Here is a 21407-nt window from a genome sequence, read left to right on the forward strand (position 1 = left end):
CCCCCCCTCCATGATGGATAGGTGCGTCCCGGCCTCACGCCTGCCCCCCATGGGTCAGCCCCCGCTTGTACTGGTAGATCGTCTCCCGGCTCACGCCGAACTCCTGCGCCAAGGCGGACATATTGACCCTTTCGGGGCCGCTCAGGCGCGCGCGTAGGGCCTCTAGGCGCTCCCCAGTAAGGGCAGGCTTGCGGCCCTTATAGACGCCCTTCGCTTTGGCTAGTGTGATGCCCTCCCGCTGGCGCTCCCGGATCAGTTCCCGCTCGAACTCCGCGAAGGCACCCATGACGGACAGCATGAGGCGCGCCATGGGGTCATCCTTCCCGGTGAAGTTCATTCCTTCCTTCACGAACTGGACAGCGACACCCCGCCCGGTCAGGTCATCCACGATGCGCCGCAGATCGTCAAGGTTGCGGGCTAGCCTGTCCATGCTGTGGCAGATGAACACATCCCCCGCCCGGGCATGCTTGAGTGCCGCCTGAAGCTGTGGGCGCTTGGCATCCTTCCCGCTGGCCTTGTCCTCGAACACGGTATCCAAGGGCACGCCGTCAAGCTGGCGGTCTGTGCTCTGGTCAAGGGTGGAGACGCGCCGGTACCCGATACGCTGTCCCGTGATGGTCTTGGTGGTGATGGTCATGGCGCGCTCCTTTGTCCGACGAAACTGTCAAGCCGGACTCTAAGACCCTCCGTGCCGAATGTCAAGTAATACACAAATCGGCCCTATATTGACACCTTACCGGGGCCAGCCTGACACAGGGTTAGGGTGTAGCCCAGCCTGACACATGCCCAGCGGGCCCTAATGCCTCGCCAGTCCGCTTAAGGAAGTCGCAGACGATGCTTCCGGGGCCCAAGCGGGGCGCATGTGGGCCGGTACTGGGTAGATGCCGGGATGGGGCCGGGAAGTGGTGCCCGTGAGGGGGGAACCGCGTAGGGCGAGGGGAGGGGATAGGGCCTTCGGAAAACTCCGGGAAATTTTCCCCGCGCTAGCTCTTAGGCCGCATCCCCAAGAACAGCCCCAGATACGCCGCACCCGCGCAGAGGAGGAACACCACAGACCGGGGCGTGTATCCGGCAACGGCCTGCGCCTTCAAGTCAGCATATTCAAGGGCGCTCTCACGGGACACGCTGAGGGCCACCCGGATATCCTGATCGAATTTTTTCAGTTCCTTCTGGTGGGTACCCTCAGAGAAGATGGCCGCAAACAGCGCGAGTCCAGCGGCCGCCACGAAAAGCAGCGCCCACGGGCTCCGGCGCTTCCTCTCGACTTGTGCCCCAAAAGAGAGGGCAAAGATTCCCCCGACGACGGAAAGCGCCGCCAGTCCTCCGGGGAAGGGGTAGCCGTGGCGTTCCCAGGCAGCAAGCCGCGCCGTGTCGGCGTCCAGCAGTAGAAGAGCCGGTATCCCGAGCGCCAAGCCTGACACGACAATCTGAGCACGCCGGCTCGCCGCTGGCGTCAGTTCATAGGCCAAGTGTTTGACCACTGCAATGCACAGCCAGAAGCCACCGCCCACCGCAGCCAGTCCGCCAACCACTGCCCACATCTTGTGCGAGGAATTCCAAAAGGCAGCAGCGACACCCCCGCCCGCAGCCGCTACCACAAGCAGCGTGACCAGCTCCCCCGCGCTCGGCCCCTTCTCGGAGTTTTCCATGCTAGCCCCTTGGCATCGTCAGCCATGAGATTAGCATCATGTGGGCCCGCCGCCATCCGGAAACGGATAGGAGACCTTCGCTAGGGCTTCCACCTTGTTCTCCAGCGAGTTACCACCGGAGTACAGGCCGTATGACATGGTCTTCTTCTCGTGCCCAAGGATGTCGGCCGCGATGCCCTCCGCTACCCCCGCGTTTTCAAGCTGAGTGGCGACGGTCTTGCGGATGGAATGGAAAACCCGTGTTGCGGGAAACCCTGCTGTGGTCTTCAGGCGCCCGAACCGCTTCCCGATGGCGTTCGAGCGGTCGCCGTACTTATTGAAGCTGAGGCCGGAAAGGAGGTATTCATCGTCGGCCGTGGTCTTCAGTCGCTTCACAAGTCCCGCTATGGACGCATGGATGGGCACCTCCCGGACTCCGGCTTTGGTCTTAGCCTCCTCGATCCGAAACGCCTTTGTGGTCACGTCCGAAACCTTCATTGAGCAAAGCTCCTCGATGCGCGCCCCGGTGTAGGCAGCAAGGGCGATGAGGTCGGCCAGCTTGTTGTCTCCGACGGTCGCGGCACGCTGCCACAGTGTGACCACCTCCAAGGGCTCGAAATGCGCCCGCTTGTCCGGCCTGCCCGCCTTCTTCTGGACGTGCCCTTGAGGGCCAGCGGGGACATGGAATGCACGTTCATCCGCTCCACCCTGCTCATCATGACAAACCGTGTTCCAGAAGCTCCGGCAGGAGTACAGGATGCGTTTCCGGCTGCTCAAGGTCGCGCCCTCATCTGCGAGGAGTCGCATCCACCCCTTCACGGCCTTCGGGCTGATCTCTTCCACGGTAGCGAACTGCTGCACCATCCGGGCAACGTCCTTGCGCTGCTGGTCGATGTTCTTCTTCCCAAGTCCCGACCCATCAAGGGCTGCGGACCACGCCTCATAAACTGGAAGGGAGGGGGTAACCACTCCCAGTGCTACACGGGCAAACATTACGGCCTCTGCCTCAGGCAAGCCCGCGTCCTCCAGCCCTTCCGCGCGGTCGGCTAGAAGGCCCTCCACCGCCTCCCGTTGATCGCCCCCATCGGGGAGGGATCGGATAGCCTCGCGCCAGCGTTGTGCCTCTTGCAACACCGCGTTGGGTTGCCCGCCTGCCTGCCGTATCTGGGCCTTCCAGCCCGCAATGAGGGGCCGTGCGAGGTCTTCGGCCTCCCGCTTGTTCGCTGTGTGGAGCGACTGGATGAACTTCACCCGTCCGAGTTGCCCCCGATGCTTGGCGGGTATGTGGAGGGTTGCGTACCAGAGGTTTCCGCGCTTCTCAATGTAGCTCGCCAATCTGGGCCGCCCGTGGAAGGAATGAGGGGCACACTGTATCAGCTTCACCACATGCCTTCACCACATCAAACAGACCGGAAAACCTTTGAATACGGTACATAGGTCGTTTCAGGTCAATCTGGCGGAATTTCCCACCCTCTCCGCCAGACATCAAGCATTCAAGCGCCCTGCGGGGCGCTTTTTTGTTGTCCCTGCAGTATCCCTGAAGCCCTTTCCCCGACGCTTTTCCCCGAATCAAGCTGCACTCCTTGCGCGCTCGGCTGGCCATCGCTGTTCGATCCTCGCATCAAGCTTGCGATGCCGGTGCGGCAAACGCAGCTGGCACGGTTGCTGCAAAGGAGAGTCCGTCACCGGCCGCAAACGGCCACCGGTGGCGGCGCTCCGGTCACCGGCGGCCAGTTTCCGGCAGATGTTGCCGGCAAACCTGATCCGACGGCTGCTTCGACCGGCAAAGGAGCGCCGATCCAGGCCGAACCAACGATTTCGTGAAGGGGCTCGACATGTCTTTGATGGAACCTGCAGTCCGATTCCTGCGCCCGCAGGCCGATTCCTCGTCAGAGGCCGTGCTGCGCGAGGAGATTGCCGAGCCGCATTACCTGGGCCAGTTCATTCCGCTGCATTACCACCACAACATGTTGATGGACGCCAACCGGATGGCCAATTTCAAGGCGGCCATCGACCACGTGGTGTTCCCGGGGGCGCGCGTGCTCGAACTGGGTGGCGGCACCGGCGTGCTGTCGTGCTTCGCCGCGGCACACGCGAGCAAGGTGTGGTGTGTGGAATACAACCCGGACATGGTGACCGAGGCGCGCCGACTGCTGGCGCATAACGCCAACGGACACAAGGTCGAAGTGGTACATGGCGACGCCTTCGAGTACCTGCCGCCGGAGCCGGTCGATGTCGTGATCTGCGAAATGATCCACGTCGGCATGCTGCGCGAGAAACAGGTCGAGGTGATCAATGCCTTCAAGGCACGCTACCGCGCCCGTTTCGGCGACCGCCTGCCGGTATTCATTCCGACCGCAGCCGTGATGGCGGTGCAGCCGCTGCAGCAGACCTATGATTTTTTCGGTTTCCAGGCGCCGATCATGCAGTTCCAGCGCGTGGGCGCGGTGCATGAGGGGTCGCTGGAACTGGCCGCACCGCAGGTCTACAGCGTGCTCGACTTCGACGACAGCGTGTCGCCGGACATCCGCTGGGCCGGCTGCTTCACCATGGAGCAGGAGGGCACGGTGAATGCATTGCGCTTCGTCACCAAGAACATTCTGGCGATCCGCGCCGCTGAAGGCGACACGGTGGACTGGCTGAATGACTACCTCGTGCTGCCGCTCGATGCGCCGATCAGCCTGAAGGCGGGCGAGGCGCTCGATGTGAGCTTCAGTTATCAGGCGGGCGGCTCGCTGCAGTCGCTGGCGCGCACGCTGCGCGCCACGGTGGCTTGCCGCGCGGCCCTGCAGGTGGCGTGAGCGACGGCTGTTCCGGGGCGGTCGCGGCTCAGCCGCCGGCCGGCCGGCCGTTGTCCTGCGCGATCAGTATTTCGCAGCGGTTGCGTCCATTGTGCTTGGCGCGGTACAGCGCATCGTCGGCGCATCGCAGAAGGGCTGAAAAATCCTTGCTGTTGGCGCCGATTTCGCTGATGCCGATGCTCAGCGTGTAGGGCGCGAGGGTGCCGTCGATATCCGGCGGCGTCGTCGCGATGCATTCCATCAGCCGTTCGGCGAACGCCTGTGCGCCATCAAGCGAGGTGTGCGGCAGCAGTACTGCAAACTCTTCGCCGCCCACGCGCCCGGCCGAATCGGAATCGCGCAGCAGGCTGGACAAGGTGATCGCGAAGTGTCGCAGTACGGTGTCGCCGCCAGCGTGACCGTAGCGGTCATTGATCGCCTTGAAGAAGTCGAGATCGGCCATCAGCACCGCGAGTGGCGTGTTGTAGCGCTGCGCACGCGCAAATTCCTCTTCCGCGATTTCGAGAAAATGCCGCCGGTTCGCGAGGCCGGTCAGCGCATCGGTGTTAGCCAGAATGCGGATCGCTTCTTCGGCCAGTTTGATGCTGGTGATGTTTTCGTGGCTGACCAGCACGCGCTCGCGCTGCGCGTCCATCGGGGTCACCTTCATGGCAAACCACTGCCGCTCGCTCGGGCAATGACAGGGGTAGTCCATCTGGAACAGCGGACTGCGCCCGGCCATGACGGCTTTGATGCCTTCGCCCGCGGCTTTGGCAAATGCCTCGTCCGGCCCGGTCACGTGCGCCAGCACGTCGAGGTAGTTCACGCCGTTGAACGACGTGCCGCCGCCGTAACCGCCCCGCTCGGCAAAGCGCCCCCAGCTGGCATTGGTTTCGACGATGACGCCCTGCCGGTCGAGTACCGCGACATGCGAGGTCATGGCATCGAGTGCAGCCGCCTTCATCTGCCGGTCGGCCAGCAATTCGGCTTCCAGCCGCTTGCGATCGGTGATGTCGATGAACATCAGCACGATGCGCGAGAAGCGGCGTGAGGTGTCGAACTCGGGATAGGCATGTACCAGCGCCCAGACAGGCGGGACGTCGACCGAACGATGGATGCTCATCACCAGATCGGTCAGTTCGCGGCCGGAATGTCGCACGCGCTGGATCAGGTCGTTTTCCAGTGACAGCGGGTTGCCGTGCTCGTCGCGGAAGGTGCAGCCCAGTTCCGGGACAGACTTGCCGATCAGCGCCTTGGGGTCGGCGCGCAGCATGCGCGAGACTTCCGGATTGCCGTAGGTGATGCGGGCGTCGGGCGCGCAGATCAGCAGTCCGGCGTGCAGGTTGTGCATCAGCAGGCGATGGCGCAATTCGCTGTCGGCCAGCGCCGCCTGCGCCATGCGTTGATCGTGGATGTCCTCGATCACGGCGATGAAGTGCGAGGGCGTGTCATCGGCCTCGCGCATCAGCGATACGGTCAGCCTTGCCCAGCGCACGCTGCCGTCGCCGCGCAGGTAGCGCTTTTCCATCGTGTAGGTGGCATGGTCGCCGCGCAGCACGCCATTCATCAGCTCGACATCGGCGTCGAGGTCGTCCGGATGCGTGATCTGCTGGAAAGTGAGTTCGTGCAGCGCGGTGGCCGGATAGTCGAGGATGTTGCACAGCTTCGGATTCACGCTGAGAAAGCGGCCGTCCAGATCCACCATCGCCATGCCGACAGCAGCCTGTTCGAAACTGCCGCGAAAGCGGTCTTCGCTTTCGCGCAGGGCCTCCTGGGTGCGCTTGCGGCTTGAAATGTCGCGCACGATGCCCAGTACGCTGCGCTGACCGCCGAACATCAGGCGGTTGGCAGTCAGTTCGATCGGCAACGTTCGCTGGCCGCTCTTGTACAGGAAGCGGAACTCGTAGGTGTTCGGCGGCTCCTCGCCTTCGCCGATGCGGGCGCGGAAGCGTTCGTTCCAGAGTTCGAGCATTTCGGGCGGGATCACTGCCGCGAAGGGCAGACCGACGAATTCGTCGTGCGTATAGCCCAGCATGCGGGGCAGGGCGGCGTTGGCAAAGACGAAGCGGTAGTCCTGCGCGACGAACACGCCGTCGGGCATCTTGTCGAGCAGGGTACGGAAGAGCAAGCCGTCCGGATCCTGATCGTCCAAGCCGACCGGGGTGTTGTCTGCTGTGCCTTCGTGAAGCTTCGTAGCCACGGCGTCCGGTGTCCTCTGGTCGTCGTGCGGCGGCCGCGCGCAAGCTCCGGCGGACACCGCATGTGTCAGGTGGCATGCGTACCGGGCCTGTGCATCTACCGATACGGCGCCACGATGCAATGCCATGGTGCATCCGTATCCGTTACGAACACAAGGGCCGGGCAGCCGATCGGGCGCGTCGGCAAGCGGATCTGATGGCAATCACGCGCTGCTGCGTCCCGCACGGAACACACGCATGGGCGATTCGCGCTACGCTTGCCGCATTGCGAAATTCCCGGGAGTCGAACCATGTCGAAACACCAGAAGTCGTTCCAGCTGACGATTCAACAGATCGATCTCATCGAAGAGGCAGTGCGCGAGCGGATCGGCAACCTGGCGCATGTCGTGCTGGCCAGCGCTGACGCCAGCACTGAAGAAAGCCGCGCCAACGATGACCAGATACGCGATTTGAACGAGTTGCTCGGCAGCCTGCACAACCAGAAGATTTTCTACAGCCAGGTCAATCGTACCGGCGTGCCGGGGGGCTGACCCGTCAGTGGCGATCTGGCCCGGAGGCGTCGCCCGGTTGGTCGCCGTGCCCGCCTTCATCGTGATCCTCGTGCCACGCCGGCAGCGGATCGGTCAGATTGGCCCAGGCGTCTTCGCCAAAACCCATCTCTTCGTCGGTCAGCAGGCATTCTTCGAAGCGGCGCTTGAGTGCGGCCTCATCCATGCCCATGCCGATGAACACGAGATCCTGCCGGCGATCGCCCCAGGTTTCGTCCCAGCGTGAGCGGATGTGGGCGAGGTGACCCGCGTCCTTCGGCCACTCCTCTTCGCGCGTGAAACACCACCAGTGCCCGCCCGAGCGCAGGCGGCTGATCGCGCCACCCTGTTCCCACTCGCCGATGTGACCGTTCCGGCTGGCGAGCCAGAAATAGCCCTTGCTGCGCAGCACGCCGCGCCACTTTTCGTGGATCAGCTGCGCAAAGCGCATCGGATGAAAGGGCCGGCGCGCCTGCCAGGTGAAGCTGCGGATGCCGAAGGCCGGTGTTTCGGGAACGGGTGTGCCGCGCATCAGCTGCGTCCAGCCGGCGGCACGGGCCGTGGCGTCGGGGTCGAAACGTCCGGTGCCGAGCACGCTCGCCGCGCTTACCCGGCCGTGAGTGGCCTCGATCAGTTCCGCCCGCGGATTGAGTGCGCGCAGCATGCCCAGCAGGATGCCGCGTTGCTGGTCATTCACCAGATCGCACTTGTTCAACACGATCACGTCGGCGAATTCCACCTGGTCGAGCAGTACGTCGATCACCGTGCGCTGATCGTTGCCCGCAGGGGCGCCCTGGGCGGCGACCCGTTGCGCGACGGTGTCGCGGCTGAAATAGTCGCGGTAGAAATTCCATGCGTCGATCACCGTGACCAGCGTGTCGAAGCGGGCGTGCTCGCCCAGTCCGGCACGGAAGGTTTCGACCATGCCGGTCGGTTCGGAAAAACCCGAAGGTTCGACGACCAGCGCGTCGAAGCCGGCTTGCGCGAAGTGCGCTGCAGCGGCCTGCATGTCTTGCGGCGACAGGCAGACAAGTACGTCGTCCGGTGCCGCGCCGGTTGCCGCGTCGATATCCACGCTGCGCAGTTCGTTGACGATGAGGCCGATGCGCCGCCCGTCGGACGGTGCGCGAAGCTGCCTGAGCAGGGTGGTTTTGCCTGCGCCGGGCAGTCCGGACAGCAGGGTGACGGGAAGGATGGCGGGCATGTCGGTCGTCCGGGCAGTGGGTCGGGTGACGGCCCCTGACCCATCCGGACATCGTCCGGCGTCTGTCGGGCAGACCGCGGGCGATGTCAGGGCACGGGGAAGAGCGCGTCGAGCGCCGCGATGATACGCAGCGGTTGCGCCGGTGTCAGCGCCGGCGACCGGTGGATCACGCCATGGCCGGCATTGCCCGGCCAGCCTTCGCCCTTCAGGACGAGGATGTTGCCGGCGTCGGCACGGCGCAGCGCCGACGGATCCGGCATCACGGCATCGGTGCCGAGCCGGCTGCGGTCGGCGTCGGCATCGGCCAGCCATTCGGTGGCCGGCCCGATCCAGCTGCACAGCAGGCGCAGACCCACGTGATCGACATGCAGGCGCGGGCACATGGCGCGTTCGAGTACTTCGATGCGAACGGCCACTTTCGGGCAATCGGTGAGATCGGCCAGCAGTGATGCGAGCTGTCGCACCTCTTCGCGCAGGGCGTCGCGTCCCGGCAGATCGGGCAGGGTGTCGGCGGCCAGGGTTTCGCCGGGCTCGAGTTCGGCACGCAGGCCGCTACCCAGTGCGCCTGCTGCGTATGCCGCCTGCAGATAGTCGGTCAGCCCGGCCGGCACCGGCCGGGCAAGACGGACCAGATTGCAGTCCGGATCGAGCACGAGCGCCAGATCCGCCGGTTCGCTGACGTCGCGCGTGACCGGACAGGGCGGCGTGACGGGGATGTACACACGTTGGTTCATGGTGGGCGTGCAGGCAAAGGGGTGTTGTTCGGGTACCGCGTGCGGGCAGGTTCAGCGGGCTGACCTGCCCGGCCGGGTTCAGCGGGCGCGGCGAGCGGCGGTCAGACCGATCATGAACAGGCCGCCGAGCAGCATGGCCCAGGTGCCGGGTTCGGGCACCGGTGCCGCGACGGCAAAGTCGAAATGGAACGTGCCGCTGTCGCGCACGGCCAGATTGCTGCCCAGGTTGACCAGCGAAAACTGTGCGCTGTAGGTGCCGGGGGCGGCGTCGGCGGCGGTCCAGAACACCGGCAGGAAGTCGAAGCTGTTGCCGGCGCCGAGCAGATAGAGGTTGCCGGTGTCGAACAGGTCGGCGTCGCCGTTGGCGGCCACTTTCAGGCCCGGCGTGATCGATTCGAGCTTGAGCGCAACGCTCACGTTGTCGAGCGTGCCGTTCCAGCGGCCGCTGCTGCTGTTGAACAGCACATCACGTTCGCTGCCGGCCGGATTGCCGGCCAGCGACTGGATCGATGACAGGCCGAGATAGCTGTATTCATGCTGCAGGGCGGCTTCGGGCAACACGCTGCTGACCAGCAGACCGGCATCGCTGCCGCTGCCCGGAGTCAGGGGCAGGGGGGCGGCCAGCGTGTAGGTTTCCGGGATGCGGTTGTTGGCGTTGGTGCCATTGACCACGGGCGCGCTGCCCGGGCCGGTGTAGCTGTAGGTGCCGATGCCGTGGAAGTGATTGCCGTGGTCGAACAGCACGGTCAGGCGTCCGTAATTCGGATTGGCCTGTCCGGCATAGGTGCCGGACGCGATGGTCGCCAGAGAATCCACGGCAACGTAATAACCGATGCCTTCGTCGCCGCGCAGCGGCTCGCTGGCCTGCGCACCCAGCGACAGCACGCCGGCCAGCACCAGCAGACTTGATCTGATCATGAAACAGCTCCTTCAGGGGTGGGGTGGGGATGCGTACTCACTAACGAGAACGTATTATCAAGATAAGCCGCTTGCGCACTGTTGTAAATAGCAATGCGTTATCATCAGTCATCATCCTGATCGGAGTTCCCCCATGTCCGTCCTGCCCCGCCTTGCTGTCGGCTTGCTGATGCTGCATGCCGTGTCGGCCCACGCCATCCATTTCGATGTGTCGATCAGCCTCGACAACGGCCCGGTGGCCGGCAGCAAGCTGATCACCGGCGCCTTCGGCGATCTGCCCTTCGACACCCAGCCCTTTGATCACCTGACCGGCCATGCACTGTTTCCGGGCGATTTCGGCGATTTCGAGGGCGGGCCGAGAAGCACCGACGATCCGGGTTTCCAGGCCTTTGCGGGCGCGCTGTCCGGCAGCGCCGGTGCGCGTGACTACATCGGCTTCCGCGCGCTGGGTACGCTGCAGCAATGGACGCCGTCGTCAGGTGCCTGGACGACGGCCGACAGCGGCGTCGGGGTGCGCCTGTTCGGTGCCGTGCCGCCGGCGGTAGCCAATGCCTACATCCAGTCGCTCATCAATCCGCGATTCGCACCACCGGGTGCGGCGGCTGCGTTCAACCTCTATTCCGCCGGCACGCTGTTTACCGGCAGCGGCATCACCGGCCCGGTGACCGCCACCATCGATGACGCCGGCAGCAATGGCGCCTTCCACGCCCATCTCGACTGGTATATCGAAGGTGCGGCGGCGAGCGGGGCCTACATGGTGACGCTGCAGCTGACCGACGATGCGTCGGTGGGCGGTCGCGGCCTGTATGTCGATTCCGATCCTTTTAACGTGGTGTTCAACTACGGGCTGAGCGCGGCGCAGTACGAAACTGCCTTCTTCGCGCGGGCGCTGGCGCCGGTACCCGAACCGGCCGCCTGGATGGCGATGCTGGCCGGGCTGTGCCTGTGTGCCGCAGCGGCGCGCCGCGCCCGGGGTTGAGCGTCGGCGTCGGGCTCAGAAGGTCACGCTGAGCCCGACTTCGACGCTGCGCCCGGGTTCGGGCGAAAAGCTGCGCAGGAAGGACGTGGCGTTGCGCGCTTCGCGGTCGAGCAGATTGCGGCCGCGCGCGAACAGCGTCAGCGTGCGGCCGTCGCCGAGCGGGCGGACGTGGTTCAGATTGGCGCTGACCAGCGTATAGGCGTCGGTTGCGGTTTCGTTGGCGCCCGGGCGGTCCTGCGCCGCGTGGTGGGTCACCCGCACGCGGCCGGACCAGGCGCCCTGGCGCAACGCGAGCTGGCTGCCCACGCGGAACGCCGGCAGGCGTGGCACATCCTCGTTCAGTTCGGTCAGCCGCCCGCGTGTGCGGTCGCCAAACACCGACCACTCGATGTCGCCCAGTTTCGTGGCTGTCCACTTGAGCGCGGCTTCCGCTTCGAAGCCGCGAAAGCGCGCGCGGCTTTGCGTGTACTGCACGACCGTCAGGCATTCCTCCAGCCGCACGCAGGCGAAGCGGAACTGCTCCTCGTCGGTGTCGTAGAACACCGGCAGCGTGCGCTGGAACATGTAGTCGTCGATGTCGTTGGCGAACAGGTTTGCCGACAGCCTGAGCCGATCCGATTCGTACCGCCCGCCCAGCTCGATCGAGCGCGCGGTTTCGGGCTTCAGGTCCGGGTCGCCGATGTCGTAGGTGCGGGTCGCGAAATGCGGCCCGAGCGAATACAGCTCGTGGATGTCGGGCGCGCGCCGCGCATTCGAGCCGGTCAGCGTCAGCGACATCGGTTCGCTCAGTTGCCAGCTCAGCGCAGCCGACGAGCTCTGCGTGTTGAAGCGGCGCGCTGGAAAGCTCACCGCGAAGCCGCCGGCGAGCTCGCGATCGCCGGCCTGCACGCGGGTAACTTCGCCGCGCCAGCCCAGATCGAGCGTCCAGTCCGACCACTTGAGCCGCTGCACCGCATAGACCGCCGAACTGCGCAGCCCGGTCTGCGGGATGAACGCTTCTTCGCCGAGCGCCGAAAAATCGCGCCGCAGGTGATGCACGCCGAGCGTGCCGCTCAGATGTCTGCCGAAGGCATGCTCCAGCTCCACTCGTTGTTCGATCGCCTTGTTGCGGAAGGTCGTCGCCACCACGCCGTCGTCGACTTCATCGTGCCGGTAGTCGATGTGGCCGCCGGTGTAGCGCAACGCCTGCAGCCAGCCTTCGCCCAGCCACTCGGCGCGCGTGTCCACGCGTCGGTTGTCCATGCGGATGCGTACCCGGTCGTCGCCGCCGTGGCTGTGCCCGGGCGCCGGCGGAATGCCGTACTCGTTCGACGCGTTGTTCACGGCGGCGCCGAACAGCGCATTGCCGATGAACACGCTGCCGCCCAGCGTGCCGGACGCCGACTGCGCGTCGCTGTTGTAGAGCCGGCCGCAGCTGTTGCGCGTATTGATCAGCCCGAACTGCTGTTCGACCGCGGCGTCGTCGATGGCGCAGCCGGCGATGCGGCTGTCGCCGCGGTCGCGGCTGAGCGCGCTGCCGTGCAGCGCAAACAGCGAATTTCCGCCGTCGAGCCGCAGCGCATGCACGCGCTCGGCGCCATTGCGGTTGAAGCTCGTGTCGAGCGTGCCGTTGATCGGACGGGCCGGCACCCGGGTCGGAATGCGTTCGTCGCTGACGTCAACCACGCCGCCGATGGCACCGCCGCCATACCGGATGGTGGCCGGGCCACGCAGGATGCGGATGCTTTCGGCCAGCGTCGCATCGGCGGTCGATGCGTGGTCAGGACTGAAGGTGGTGGCGTCATGCGTGCCGCCGCCGTTGTTCAGCACCTTCACCCGTGCGCCGCCCAATCCGCGGATCACCGGCAGGCCGACGCCGGTGCCGAAGGATGCGTTATGCACGCCGGCTTCTTCGCTCAGCGTTTCGCCCAGCGTGCCCGCCTTGCGGTCGCGCAGCGCTTCACCGCGCAGCGTGCTGGCGCGGCCAGTCGGTTCGGTCGGGATATCGGGCAAACGCTCGGCCTCGATTTTCACGTCCGGCAGTTCGACCTGGGCGGTGGCCTGCGGGCTGGGCAGGCAGACCAGAGGGAGGTGGGCGAACAGCAACCAGCGCAGACGCACGCTGCGCGATGGAACGGGGTTTCGGAACATGGTGGACCGGAAGGGGATGCGCGGCGACGAAAGTATGATAATAATAACGCGGTATCAACAAAGGGCGAATGCGGACTGTAATCGATCGCCGTCCCCGTCCGCGCTTGCACCCCTTTCCTTTCATTCCTGCCGGGAGTTTTAATCATGTCTCTGCCGTTCGCCCCCCTGTTTCGTGCCGTCGGCTTGTCCGCGGCGATCTTCCTGACCGCCGGTGTCGCACAGGCGCAGCATCTTCACGCCGGTGATGTCGAACTGGGCACGTCCGGCGGTGTCATCGTCGTCGATCCGGAAGGCCTGGCCGAGCGCGCCGCCAATGGTTACGTGCTGTATGAAGGCGATTTCCGCGACTTCGCCGGCGGCCTGTTCTCCACCGACGACCCGGGCTTCGTTTCGGAAGAGGATGCCCTGCCGGTCGGCGCCATCATTCGCTACCGTGGCCTCGGCGTGCTGCAGGCGTGGGATGGTTCTGCGTGGTCGACCGCCGCATCCGGCGTGACGCTGGGCATTCTCGATGTGCTGGGCATGAACACGCTGTTCAGCTCGACCGGCGTGACCGATCCGGTCGGTGCGATCGCTCTGGTATCGGGTGCAGGCGACATCCACACCCACATCGATTTCACGATTTCGGGTGACGGCGCCGCCACGGCAGCCGCCTATCTGATCACGCTGGAAATCGGCGCCCCGGACGCTGCGGGCTTCTCGACGCCGTTCTACCTGGCGTTCAACAGCGGTCTGGATGAAGAGGTGTTCGAAGGTGCGGTGGGGACGCTGCTGGCACCGGTGCCGGAACCTGGCACCTGGGCGATGCTGGCCGCCGGCCTGGGACTGATCGGCGTGATGCGCCGCCGCCGGCAGAGCTGATCCTGCGCGCCGGGCGGGGCGGCGTGTGCCGGCCCGTCAGTCGTGCGTATGACCGGGGTGATGCACGTGCGCGGGCACGGCATCACCCTCTTTTTGTTCACCGCTGCACTGGTCGCAGCGGCCGAACAGCGTCACGTCATGTGCTTCGACCGAAAAGCCGGCCGGGGCGAGCCGGCTCCAGTCGGTGGCACATTCCACGATGTCGAACACGCGATCGCACTGACGACACTTGAAGTGGTGGTGATGACCCAGATTGGCAAGTTCATAGCGCGGCGGCTCGCCGGGCAGATCGACTTCACGGAGCCGGCCATCGTCGATCAGCATGCGGATGTTGCGATAGACGGTCGCCAGCCCGAGTGCAGGAATGTCGGTCCGTGCCAGCGCGTGGATTTCCGCCGGCGACAGCGGCCGGGCGGCGGTTTCGATCGATCCCAGTATGGCGCTGCGCTGGCGCGTATTGCGTTCCATGGCAATTTTCCGGTCGTGGCTGCTGCAGTATAGCGACGGCGCAAACAGTCGCGCGGTGATCGCTCAGTGATCGTTCTCGGTACTGCCGTCGGTGGCGCCCGCAGTGTGCAGATGCATGATCGGCCAGCCTTTCGAGCGCGCGTGGGCGTCCAGTGTCGGATCCGGATCGACCGCAACCGGGTGGCTGACCCGGCTCAGCAGAGGCAGGTCGTTCAGCGAATCGCTGTAGAAAGAGGTGCGGCGGAAACTGCCCATGTAGAGACCCAGTTCTTCGAGCCAGCGCTCGACGCGTTCGACCTTGCCTTCGCGAAAGGCCGGCGTGCCGCGCGGCTGACCCGTGAATTCGCCATTCACCTGCGCCGGCACCGTGGCGATCAGATGCGGAATGTCGAGTTCGCGCGCGATCGGCCCGGTGATGAAGCTGTTGGTCGCGGTGACGATGGCGCACAGCGCACCGGTTTCGAGATGCCCATTGACCAGGGCGCGGGCGCCGTCGGTCAGGCGCGGACGAATCTGCTGCACCATGAATTCCGCGTGCCAGGCATCGAGTTCCTCACGCCGGTGGCGCGCCAGCGGGGCCAGCTGGAAGTTCAGGAATTCGTGAATGTCCAGCGTGCCGGCCTTGTACTGCTCGAAGAAGGTGGCATTGCGCGCTTCATACAGTTCGCGGTCGAGCACGCCTCTGGAGATCAGGAATTGCGCCCACTCGAAATCGGAATCTCCGGCGAGCAGCGTGTTGTCGAGGTCGAAAAGCACCAGTTCCATCGTCGTAAGTCCAGTTCAGAGAAGTCGGGTCTGCATGATTTCGCGCAGCAGCGGCAAGGTCACCGGCCGCTGGCGGGTCAGCGAATGTTCGTCCAGCAGGTCGAGGATGCCCAGCAGCGAGCGGATGTCGCGTCGGCCGTGGCGCATCAGGTAATCGAATACGTCGACATCGACTTTCATGCCGCGTGCCGCGGCATGCGCCTGCAGCAGTTCCAGGCGCTCCTCATCCTGCAGCGGCTGGATGCGGAAGGCCAGCATCTGGCCGATACGCGTGCGCAGGTCTTCGCGCAGCGGCAATTCGCGCGGCGCGCTGTCGGCTGCGGCCACCACGGTGATGCCGCGCGTGGCGGCCAGATTGATCGCACGGAACAGCGCGCCCTGCGCGTCCGGCTCGAGCAGCCGGATGTCGTCGAACAGCCACACTCCAGCGCAGGTCGCCTGCAGCGCGGCAATCAGCGTGTCGGCCGCCGTGTTGTTCACCTGGTCAGCGTCGAGGTACAGACCGCGTTCCGTGGCTTCGGCCGCCAGCGCGCGCAGCAGGTGGGTGCGGCCGCTGCCGGATTCGCCCCACAGATAGATGGACGGTCCGGGTTCGCCGGCGGCCGTGCTGCGCAGCCGGGCCAGCAGTTCGCGATTGGCCCCGGCAACGAAGTTGTTCAGGCTGGGCGCGGCAATCGGGCGGATATCGAGCAGAAGCTGGCGCATCACTCGATGATTTTCGGCGAGTCGCCCTGGTAAAGCTGGCTGGCCAGATAGTGCCGGCGCACCTCGCGCAGCCCGACCAGCAGCGCGGCCGATGCCGGCAGCGCCACCAGCACGCCGACGAAACCGAACAGCTGGCCGAAGGCCATCAGTGCGAAGATGACGGCCAGCGGATGCAGGCCGATGCGTTCGCCGACCAGCCAGGGCGTCAGCAGGAAGCTTTCCAGCACCTGGCCGACGCCGTACACGATGGCCACGCCGATCACCGGCGGCCAGCCCTGGAACTGCAATGCGGCCACCATCAGCGACAGCAGCAATCCGGCCGAGAAACCGACATAGGGAATGAAGCCGAGCAGGCCGGACAGCAGCCCGAGCGGCAGCGCGTAGTCGACGCCGGCCAGCCACAGACCGACGCAATAAAAGGCGGCCAGCGCGGCCATCACCGACAGCTGACCGCGCAGGAATTCGGCCAGCACGACGTCGATTTCGTCGGCCATTCTCAGCGTGCGATCGAGCCACGGCCGCGGGATGAAGCTGCTGACTCGTTCGCGCAGGCTGTACCAGTCGCGCATCAGGTAGAACATGACGACTGGTGTCAGCAGCACGTTGGCGAGTACGCCGACGATGACTGCGCCCTGACTGGTGACGTATTCCAGCGCCACCATCGCGAAGTCCTGCGCGCTCGTCCAGTTCTTCGTGATGAAGCCGCGCAGGCTGGCCACGTCGAACCGCAGCGTGATGCCCAGATGCTCTTTCACCCACGGCACCAGCTGGTCATGCGCGGCCGTCAGGTAGGAGGGCAGGCGCTCGATCAGCATGCGCACTTCCTGCTGGATGACCGGTATCAGGATGAGGATGAGGCCGATCACCAGACCGATCACCAACAGGATGACCAGTACCACGGCCAGCGTGCGCGGCACGCCGCGCCGGCACAGCCGCTCGACCAGCGGTTCGAAGATATAGGCCAGCACCAGACCCAGCATGAAGGGCGACAGGACCGGGCCGAGCAGCCACAGCAGTGCAAGGATGGCGAGGCCCACGCCGGCCCACAGCAGGGTTTGTTTGCGGTCGATGCCAGGAGAGGTCATGAGGTGGTGCGGTCAGGGGTAGAATGCGCACCCTTGAAGAGCGTGCGCCGACGCAAAACGAACGCTGTCGAAAAAACTTACGATACAACTTTCGATTCGCGACGAAATCGGCCACGAGTGTAGCAAGTTTCGCTTTACGTCCCGTCCCGTCCTCATCTTTTCCGGCGCTGTGCGCCCCGCATGTCATGACCGCTTCCAAGGATTCACGCCCCCCTCTGAGCTACGCCGCCGCCGGTGTGGATATCGACGCCGGTGATGCACTGGTCGAACGCATCAAGCCGCTGGCGAAACGCACGATGCGACCCGAGGTGCTGGGCGGCATCGGCGGCTTCGGTGCGCTGTTCGAAGTGTCGAAGAGCTACAAGGAACCGGTGCTGGTGTCCGGCACCGATGGCGTCGGTACCAAGCTCAGGCTTGCGTTCCAGCTCGACGGTCACGACACGGTGGGCCAGGACCTGGTGGCAATGAGCGTGAACGACATTCTGGTGCAGGGTGCCGAACCGGTGTTCTTCCTCGACTATTTCGCCTGCGGCAAGCTTGATGTCGATACCGCGGCGCGCGTCGTCGGCGGCATCGCCCGCGGCTGCGAACTGGCTGGTTGTGCGTTGATCGGCGGCGAAACCGCCGAAATGCCGGGCATGTACCCGGCCGGCGAATACGATCTGGCGGGTTTCGCCGTCGGCATCGCCGAAAAGTCGGCGCTGATCACCGGCGAAACCATTGCCGAGGGCGACGTGGTGCTCGGGCTGGCCTCCAGCGGCGCGCACTCGAATGGCTATTCGCTGCTGCGCAAGATTCTCGAGCGCGACGCACCGGATCTGGATGCCGACTTCCACGGCCGCAGTCTGCGCGATACCGTGCTCGAACCGACCCGCATCTACGTGAAGCCGCTGCTGGCGCTGATGAAGGAGGCGCCCGGCCTGGTGAAGGGCATGGCGCACATCACCGGCGGCGGCCTGCTCGACAACGTGCCGCGCGTGCTGCCGGCCGGGCTGTCGGCGCACATCGACGCCTCGTCCTGGACGCTGCCGCCGCTGTTCGCCTGGCTGCGCGAGGCCGGCAACGTGGCCGAACAGGAAATGTATCGCGTGTTCAACTGCGGCATCGGCATGGTGGTCATCGTGGCCGCGGCCGACGCCGACCGTGCCGCGACATCGCTGTCCGGCGCCGGTGAAACCGTGTATCGCATCGGCCACATCGCGCGCTGCGGCGACGGCGAAGCGCAGACCGTGGTGCGCTAATCTATACCTTCGGTGGTTTCGGCAGGCGGTGTATCGCGTTGTAGCTGATTTCCGCCAGCAAATCGCAAGCAATAAAAAACCCGCTTCAAGCGGGTTTTTTATTGCTTCGAAGGTGGTGCGGGCTGGCACAGCCTCGCGCCGACTCAAGCCTTACTTCAGCTTGGTTTCCTTGTAGATCACGTGCTTGCGCGCCTTCGGATCGAACTTCATGATTTCCATCTTCTCTGGCTTGGTGCGCTTGTTCTTCGTGGTCGTGTAGAAATGACCGGTGCCGGCAGTGGATTCCAGCTTGATCTTGTCGCGTCCGCCCTTGGCCATGACGTATTCCCTTCGTGTCGAGTCCGGCGCGGCCGGAACTGAATGCGTTGTTAGATTTTCTCGCCGCGTGCGCGGATTTCGGCGAGTACGGTTTCAATGCCCTTCTTGTCTATCGTCCTGAGCCCCTTGGTGCTTACACGCAGGCTGACGAAACGACCTTCGGACTCCAGCCAGAAACGGCGTTGCTGGAGATTGGGCAGGAAGCGGCGCTTGGTTCTGTTGTTGGCATGGGAAACGTGGTTACCCACCATCGGCGACTTCCCGGTAACTTGGCAAACGCGGGACATGTTCTGGCTCCAGAAGCGGAAAAGCTCGCGATTATAGCGGACTGTTCAATTCCTGCTCAAGTATTTCACAACAAGCCCCGCTCGGCGAACGAGCAGGTGGCACCGCTGCCGACGATCACATGGTCCAGTACGCGCACGTCTACGAGCGCCAGCGCCTGTTTGAGTGACTGCGTAAGAAAGTCGTCGGCACGCGACGGTTCGGCAACGCCGGACGGGTGGTTGTGCGCAAGGATGACACCGGCCGCGTTGTGCGCCAGTGCCAGTTTCACGACCTCGCGCGGATACACGCTGGTTTGCGTCAGGGTGCCGCGGAACAGTTCGACCGCCTGCACCAGACGGTTCTGTGCATCGAGCAACAGCACCATGAACACTTCGTGGCCGAGTCCGCCAAGGCGCAACTTCAGCCAGTTGCGCACCGCCTCCGGCGAACCCAGCGCGTCGCGAGCTTTCAGCTGTTCGGACAGCGCGCGGCGAGCCAGTTCGATCGTGGCCTTGAGTTGTACCGATTTCGCCGTTCCCATGCCCTTGACGCGGCACAGCTCTTCGAGCGGAGCGGTGCTCAGCTTCAGCACGCTGTTGTCGAAGTGATCGAGCAGATCGCGCGCCAGATCGACCGCCGACTTGCCGGTCACGCCGACGCGCAGGAAGATGGCCAGCAATTCGGCCGGCGACAGTGATTCCGCGCCGTGTGCCAGCAGGCGCTCGCGCGGACGCTGGTCTTCGCTCCAGTCCTTGATCGCCATCGCGTTACAATCCTTGAGTTCAACCGGATCAGGATACTACATCGTCATGAAATCCGTCTCCGAACTGTCCGGGCGTACCGTGGTGCTCGGTGTCAGCGGTGGTGTGGCGGCCTACAAGTCGGCCGAGCTGGCGCGGCTGCTGGTGAAAGCTGGCGCGGAGGTGCGTGTCGTGATGACCGGGTCCGCGATGCATTTCGTCGGGCCGGCCACCTTCCAGGCCATCACCGGCCAAGCGGTGTGGTCCGACCCGTGGGACGCGCGCATGCCCAACGGCATGGCGCACATCGATCTGACGCGCGGCGCGCAGCTCATATTGATTGCGCCCGCGACGGCCGATTGCATCGCACGACTGGCGCAGGGCAGGGCGGACGATCTGCTGAGCACCTTGTGCCTCGCCCGTGACGAAGGCTGCGCGTTGATGGTTGCACCCGCGATGAACCGCCAGATGTGGGAACACCCGGCAACCCGACGCAATGTTGCAACGCTGGTGGGCGACGGTACATATATGGAGGGCCCGGAGGCCGGCGAGCAGGCCTGTGGCGAAATCGGTGCCGGGCGCATGGTCGAGCCAGCGGATCTGCTGGACGCCGTGCTGTCGCATTTCACGCCGAAGTCACTGGCCGGCAGGCAGGTGTTGATCACCGCGGGGCCGACGTCCGAGGCGATCGATCCGGTGCGTGTCATCACCAATCTGAGTTCCGGACGCATGGGTTATGCGCTTGCGCAGGCGGCTGTGCGGGCCGGGGCCCGTGTCACGCTGGTCAGCGGCCCGACGGCGCTCGCCTTGCCCCGCGGTGTTCGTCGCATCGACGTGGCGAGCGCCTGTGACATGCGCGACGCGGTGCTGAACAACCTGTCCGGTACGGACGTTTTCGTTTCGGTGGCTGCGGTGGCCGATTACCGGCCCGCCAGCCCGAGTGGACGCAAGATCAAGAAGTCTGCCGATTCGATGTCACTGGAACTGGTGCGCAATCCCGACATCCTCGCCGAGGTGGCGGCGCGCGCCGATGCGCCGTTCTGCGTCGGCTTCGCCGCGGAAAGCCACGATCTCGACACCTACGCGCAGGACAAGCGACGCAGCAAGCGGCTGCCGCTGGTTGTCGGCAATCTGGTGTCGGACGGCCTCGGCAGCGAAGACAATCTGGTTGTGCTGTATGACGACGAAGGCCGCCACCCGCTGGAACGCGCGCCCAAGCCGGCGGTGGCGCGCGCCATCCTGGAACACATTTCCCGACTGCTGAAGGGCTGAAACCGCAATGTCCGTGCTCGACTACAAGATCCTTGACCCACGTCTGAACGATGCCCTGCCTGCGTATGCGACGGCCGGCTCGGCCGGCCTCGACCTGCGTGCCTGCATCGAGGCGACGACCACGGTCCATCCGGGTGACACGCTGCTCGTGCCGAGCGGCATCGCCATCCATCTGGCCGATCCTGGCCTGGCGGCGATCGTGCTGCCGCGTTCCGGTCTGGGTCACAAGCATGGCATCGTGCTGGGCAATCTGGTCGGGCTGATCGATTCCGACTACCAGGGGCAGATTTTCGTGTCGCTGTGGAACCGGGGTGACACGCCGTTTGTCCTTCAACCGATGGAACGCATCGCACAGCTCGTGGTTGTACCTGTCGTGCAGGTGCAACTGCGCCGCGTTGACACGTTCGATGCGTCGTTACGCGGTGAAGGCGGCTTCGGTTCGACCGGAAGCCTTTGATTATTTGAAAGTTTGTGCCATCCCTTTTTTTCACGGGAGTCACGCGATAGTATTATGAGTTAGATGGGTTAAAGCCATAAGCGGATACTTGTCCCTTGTTTATCGCAGGTCATGTAATCCTTTTGACCCG

At 64.8% G+C, this 21407-nt stretch carries 22 protein-coding genes; 7 read left to right on the forward strand and 15 right to left on the reverse strand.

Going from position 1 to position 21407, the window contains the following annotated elements; all coding sequences use genetic code 11:
• Nucleotides 1-34 precede the first annotated feature (34 nt).
• The 3 genes from Q8Q80_RS12530 to Q8Q80_RS12540 form a co-directional block, all read right to left on the reverse strand.
• Nucleotides 35-616 (reverse strand): recombinase family protein, encoded by a 582-nt coding sequence (locus tag Q8Q80_RS12530; protein WP_305633333.1) that lies wholly within the window; start codon nucleotides 614-616, stop codon nucleotides 35-37.
• A gap of 367 nt (nucleotides 617-983) precedes the next feature.
• Nucleotides 984-1649, reverse strand: coding sequence for a hypothetical protein (locus tag Q8Q80_RS12535; protein WP_305633224.1), 666 nt, complete (start codon nucleotides 1647-1649; stop codon nucleotides 984-986).
• A 36-nt stretch (nucleotides 1650-1685) separates the two neighbouring features.
• Entirely contained in the window at nucleotides 1686-2963 is a 1278-nt protein-coding gene (locus tag Q8Q80_RS12540; protein WP_305633225.1) for a tyrosine-type recombinase/integrase, read from the reverse strand.
• 500 nt (nucleotides 2964-3463) lie between these two features.
• Here Q8Q80_RS12540 and Q8Q80_RS12545 point away from each other — a divergent pair, with 500 nt between their 5' ends.
• Nucleotides 3464-4429: a methyltransferase domain-containing protein gene (locus tag Q8Q80_RS12545; RefSeq protein WP_305633226.1), complete on the forward strand. Its 966-nt coding sequence runs from the start codon at nucleotides 3464-3466 to the stop codon at nucleotides 4427-4429.
• 28 nt (nucleotides 4430-4457) lie between these two features.
• Here the strand turns inward: Q8Q80_RS12545 and Q8Q80_RS12550 are convergent, their stop codons facing one another.
• Nucleotides 4458-6608, reverse strand: coding sequence for a PAS domain S-box protein (locus tag Q8Q80_RS12550; RefSeq protein WP_305633227.1), 2151 nt, complete (start codon nucleotides 6606-6608; stop codon nucleotides 4458-4460).
• Nucleotides 6609-6896: 288 nt separating this feature from the next.
• Here Q8Q80_RS12550 and Q8Q80_RS12555 point away from each other — a divergent pair, with 288 nt between their 5' ends.
• A complete protein-coding gene (locus tag Q8Q80_RS12555; protein ID WP_305633228.1) occupies nucleotides 6897-7136 on the forward strand; it encodes a hypothetical protein in 240 nt (79 codons plus the stop codon).
• Nucleotides 7137-7140: 4 nt separating this feature from the next.
• Here Q8Q80_RS12555 and Q8Q80_RS12560 read toward each other — a convergent pair whose 3' ends face one another.
• The 3 genes from Q8Q80_RS12560 to Q8Q80_RS12570 all read right to left on the reverse strand — a co-directional run bounded on the left by Q8Q80_RS12560 (nucleotide 7141) and on the right by Q8Q80_RS12570 (nucleotide 9989).
• On the reverse strand, nucleotides 7141-8337 hold the full coding sequence (locus tag Q8Q80_RS12560; protein ID WP_305633229.1) for a GTP-binding protein: 1197 nt from the start codon (nucleotides 8335-8337) through the stop codon (nucleotides 7141-7143).
• 86 nt (nucleotides 8338-8423) lie between these two features.
• Nucleotides 8424-9071, reverse strand: a complete 648-nt coding sequence (locus tag Q8Q80_RS12565; RefSeq protein ID WP_305633231.1) for a DUF1826 domain-containing protein — start codon at nucleotides 9069-9071, stop codon at nucleotides 8424-8426.
• Nucleotides 9072-9149: 78 nt separating this feature from the next.
• Nucleotides 9150-9989, reverse strand: coding sequence for an all3515 family Zur-repressed PEP-CTERM protein (locus tag Q8Q80_RS12570; protein WP_305633232.1), 840 nt, complete (start codon nucleotides 9987-9989; stop codon nucleotides 9150-9152).
• 133 nt (nucleotides 9990-10122) lie between these two features.
• On the opposite strand from Q8Q80_RS12570, the gene Q8Q80_RS12575 reads away from it, so the two are divergent.
• Nucleotides 10123-10968, forward strand: a complete 846-nt coding sequence (locus Q8Q80_RS12575) for a PEP-CTERM sorting domain-containing protein (protein ID WP_305633234.1) — start codon at nucleotides 10123-10125, stop codon at nucleotides 10966-10968.
• A 15-nt stretch (nucleotides 10969-10983) separates the two neighbouring features.
• On the opposite strand, the gene Q8Q80_RS12580 is transcribed toward Q8Q80_RS12575, so the two are convergent.
• Nucleotides 10984-13098 (reverse strand): TonB-dependent receptor, encoded by a 2115-nt coding sequence (locus tag Q8Q80_RS12580; protein ID WP_305633235.1) that lies wholly within the window; start codon nucleotides 13096-13098, stop codon nucleotides 10984-10986.
• A gap of 144 nt (nucleotides 13099-13242) precedes the next feature.
• On the opposite strand from Q8Q80_RS12580, the gene Q8Q80_RS12585 reads away from it, so the two are divergent.
• On the forward strand, nucleotides 13243-13959 hold the full coding sequence (locus tag Q8Q80_RS12585; RefSeq protein ID WP_305633236.1) for a PEP-CTERM sorting domain-containing protein: 717 nt from the start codon (nucleotides 13243-13245) through the stop codon (nucleotides 13957-13959).
• A gap of 36 nt (nucleotides 13960-13995) precedes the next feature.
• On the opposite strand, the gene Q8Q80_RS12590 is transcribed toward Q8Q80_RS12585, so the two are convergent.
• The 4 genes from Q8Q80_RS12590 to Q8Q80_RS12605 form a co-directional block, all read right to left on the reverse strand.
• On the reverse strand, nucleotides 13996-14427 hold the full coding sequence (locus Q8Q80_RS12590) for a Fur family transcriptional regulator (RefSeq protein WP_305633237.1): 432 nt from the start codon (nucleotides 14425-14427) through the stop codon (nucleotides 13996-13998).
• A 63-nt stretch (nucleotides 14428-14490) separates the two neighbouring features.
• Complete coding sequence (locus Q8Q80_RS12595) at nucleotides 14491-15192, reverse strand: HAD family phosphatase (RefSeq protein WP_305633238.1); 702 nt, start codon at nucleotides 15190-15192, stop codon at nucleotides 14491-14493.
• Nucleotides 15193-15207: 15 nt separating this feature from the next.
• On the reverse strand, nucleotides 15208-15897 hold the full coding sequence (gene hda / locus Q8Q80_RS12600; RefSeq protein WP_305633239.1) for a DnaA regulatory inactivator Hda: 690 nt from the start codon (nucleotides 15895-15897) through the stop codon (nucleotides 15208-15210).
• Nucleotides 15897-16982, reverse strand: a complete 1086-nt coding sequence (locus Q8Q80_RS12605; RefSeq protein WP_305633240.1) for an AI-2E family transporter — start codon at nucleotides 16980-16982, stop codon at nucleotides 15897-15899. The genes hda and Q8Q80_RS12605 overlap by 1 nt, the downstream gene beginning before the upstream one ends.
• Nucleotides 16983-17167: 185 nt before the next feature.
• Here Q8Q80_RS12605 and purM point away from each other — a divergent pair, with 185 nt between their 5' ends.
• Nucleotides 17168-18223 (forward strand): phosphoribosylformylglycinamidine cyclo-ligase, encoded by a 1056-nt coding sequence (gene purM, locus Q8Q80_RS12610; RefSeq protein WP_305633241.1) that lies wholly within the window; start codon nucleotides 17168-17170, stop codon nucleotides 18221-18223.
• 150 nt (nucleotides 18224-18373) lie between these two features.
• Here purM and rpmG read toward each other — a convergent pair whose 3' ends face one another.
• From rpmG to radC, 3 genes are all read right to left on the reverse strand, one after another.
• Nucleotides 18374-18541, reverse strand: coding sequence for a 50S ribosomal protein L33 (gene rpmG, locus Q8Q80_RS12615; RefSeq protein ID WP_069037771.1), 168 nt, complete (start codon nucleotides 18539-18541; stop codon nucleotides 18374-18376).
• A gap of 50 nt (nucleotides 18542-18591) precedes the next feature.
• Nucleotides 18592-18828 carry a 50S ribosomal protein L28 gene (rpmB, locus tag Q8Q80_RS12620; protein ID WP_069037770.1) on the reverse strand — a complete coding sequence of 79 codons (237 nt, stop codon included), beginning with the start codon at nucleotides 18826-18828 and terminating at the stop codon, nucleotides 18592-18594.
• A 65-nt stretch (nucleotides 18829-18893) separates the two neighbouring features.
• Nucleotides 18894-19571 carry a DNA repair protein RadC gene (radC, locus tag Q8Q80_RS12625; RefSeq protein WP_305633242.1) on the reverse strand — a complete coding sequence of 226 codons (678 nt, stop codon included), beginning with the start codon at nucleotides 19569-19571 and terminating at the stop codon, nucleotides 18894-18896.
• Between the two features lie 46 nt (nucleotides 19572-19617).
• Between radC and coaBC the strand changes: the two genes are divergently transcribed.
• Both coaBC and dut read left to right on the forward strand, forming a co-directional pair.
• A complete protein-coding gene (gene coaBC, locus Q8Q80_RS12630; protein WP_305633243.1) occupies nucleotides 19618-20820 on the forward strand; it encodes a bifunctional phosphopantothenoylcysteine decarboxylase/phosphopantothenate--cysteine ligase CoaBC in 1203 nt (400 codons plus the stop codon).
• A gap of 7 nt (nucleotides 20821-20827) precedes the next feature.
• Nucleotides 20828-21277, forward strand: coding sequence for a dUTP diphosphatase (gene dut / locus Q8Q80_RS12635; protein ID WP_305633244.1), 450 nt, complete (start codon nucleotides 20828-20830; stop codon nucleotides 21275-21277).
• Nucleotides 21278-21407: the final 130 nt, after the last annotated feature.

The organism is Methyloversatilis sp., assembly GCF_030698125.1.
Classification (GTDB): Bacteria; Pseudomonadota; Gammaproteobacteria; order Burkholderiales; family Rhodocyclaceae; genus Methyloversatilis.